Below are 743 nucleotides of genomic sequence, written 5' to 3'. Positions count from 1 at the left end.
GGTATAGCTCCTGCCCCATTCTGCTATTGATATTTACTTCGGGCTCAGACGCGAGCTCCGGTGAGCCTGCAATAGCAAACGAGGAAAATAGACTTAAGAGAAATAACAGCTGTCTCACAATCAACCTACCTTAGTCATCATCTGTTCATGCCTGGAGGCTTCATCAAGCAAAGTAGCCTGATCAAAACCTTCGGTATCCAAAGCATTTACCACTCGGCCAATAACAATCAGTGTTGGCGGCTTGATTTGGTTCGCTAGAACAAATTCTGGCAAATCTGAAATATTGGTTCGATAGGTTCGATGATTCTCTGTGGTGCCGTTACTGATTAGGGCAACCGGCATGTCTTCGGCCAAGCCGTTATTAATTAACTCTCTAGACAGTATTGGTGATGTTTTAATACCCATGTAAATCACAACAGTGTGATCTTCACGTGCCAAAGCCTGCCAAGGTAAATCCAGCGTATCATCCTGAAGATGGCCCGTGATAAAAGTGCAACCATGAACAAAATCCCGGTGAGTTAATGGAATGCCGGAATAAGTCGTACAACCTGAAGCAGCGGTAACACCTGGGACGACTCGGCAAGCAACCCCCGCATCCAACAGTTCCTGAACCTCTTCACCACCACGACCAAAGATAAAAGGGTCACCGCCTTTAAGACGAGCAACCTTCTTGCCGCTCATCGCTTTTTCGACAATCAACTGGTTTATTTGCTCTTGGGGCAAAGCATGGTCGGCACTTTTCT

At 46.4% G+C, this 743-nt stretch carries 1 protein-coding gene; it reads right to left on the bottom strand.

The window, feature by feature from the left end; genetic code table 11:
* Positions 1-120 precede the first annotated feature (120 nt).
* A partial coding sequence (gene cobA / locus A3735_RS28135; protein WP_068639080.1) for a uroporphyrinogen-III C-methyltransferase occupies positions 121-743 on the bottom strand: 623 nt, incomplete at its 5' end.

It is taken from the genome of Oleiphilus sp. HI0061 (genome assembly GCF_001635675.1).
The sequence above is the reverse complement of the archived record's forward strand: the minus strand, read 5'-3'. Positions and strand labels throughout refer to the sequence as shown.